Source organism: Mesorhizobium sp. M7A.F.Ca.CA.001.08.2.1, from assembly GCF_003998455.1.
GTDB classification, from domain to species: domain Bacteria; phylum Pseudomonadota; class Alphaproteobacteria; order Rhizobiales; family Rhizobiaceae; genus Mesorhizobium; species Mesorhizobium ciceri.
Map to the genome: position 1 here is coordinate 1 of NZ_RZPW01001162.1, position 1282 is coordinate 1282.

Consider the following 1282-nt stretch of genomic DNA (forward strand, 5'->3'; position numbering starts at 1 on the left):
TGACTACGTCGAGGACCAGGCAATCAGTTCGGTCCATCCAATCGGATGCTAGAAATTCCTCTGCCGATGAGAACGCCTGAACCGCAAAACCGAACTCCCTGAGCAAGTCAGGCAGCGACTCGCGAACGGACTCGTCATCATCGACGACCGACACGAGCGACTTGGATACCATTAGTTTTTCCTCATAGCTTGCCCAATTTCCACATCGGCAGAGGTTTGGTTGTGCCCGGAGCGGTCACTGTCTCGAGTCCGCACGGACTTCCGGGGGATGGAAAATGAAAATGTCGCGCCGGGACCTTCATTAGAGGAGGCCCAGAGCCGACCTTGGTGGCTTTCGATGATATGCCGACTAACTGATAGGCCGATCCCCATGCCACTAGTTTTGGTCGTATAAAAGGCGTCGAAAAGTCTCTCCACGGCCTGTGGTTCGAAACCCACTCCCGTGTCCTGCACGGTGAGTTGGACATGCTCGCTTTCATCTCGATCTGTTCTGATCAGCAATTGCCTTGGCCGGTCGTCAACGCCTTTCATTGCATCGGAGGCGTTCAGCAACAGGTTCAGAATAACTTGCTGAAGCTGAACGCGGTCGCCAGCTATAGGCGGAATGTCATCTCGGAATTCGGCGCGGAGATTGACCCGGTTTCTCTGTAGGTCATTCGACGACAGTGCAATCACCTCTCGGGTCGCCTCGTTAAGATCCACCGATTCCGTGAGTTCGTTCTTCTTGGCAAAGAGGGCGCGCAATCGCACGATCACATCCGAAGCCCTTTTGCCGTCGCGAAGAGTGCGCCGTGCCGTCTCGCGAGCCCCATCGACATTGGGCGGATCTGCCGCAAGCATGCGCAGGCAGGTGCTTGCATTGGTCATGATACCGGAGAGAGGTTGGTTCACCTCGTGCGCGATTGATGCAGTCAGTGCGCCGAGTGTCGTTGCTCTGGCAACATGCGCCAGTTCCGACCGAACTTTGCCGAGCGCTTCCTCCGAGAGGCGCCGCTCAGTTACATCCTGAACTGCGCCTATGTACTCGAGTGCCCCATCATGGTCGCGAGTGCCATGAGCCACCACATGCAGATACTTTGTAGACCGATCGGGCATCAGCAGCCGGCACTCATACTCGAAATCACTGCCGGCGCCCCGAACTCGATCGATCATTTCATTGAGAAGTTCAAGGTCATCGGGGTGGATGCGCGAACTGAGTAGTTCAATCGTTACGGGCACGCGATGCTCAAACTCAAAAATTCGATGGGCCTGCTCGGACCAGGTGATCTCGCTAGTTCCCACG

General features: G+C 55.9%; 1 protein-coding gene and 1 pseudogene. Both read right to left on the reverse strand.

The genetic code is table 11. The features are described from left to right. Window positions 1-172, reverse strand: a pseudogene (locus EN914_RS39695) (response regulator); the annotation flags it as partial. After that, the coding region (locus EN914_RS35820; RefSeq protein WP_164779186.1) for a sensor histidine kinase at window positions 172-1282 on the reverse strand (1111 nt) is incomplete at its 5' end. The pseudogene EN914_RS39695 and the gene EN914_RS35820, both read right to left, overlap by 1 nt.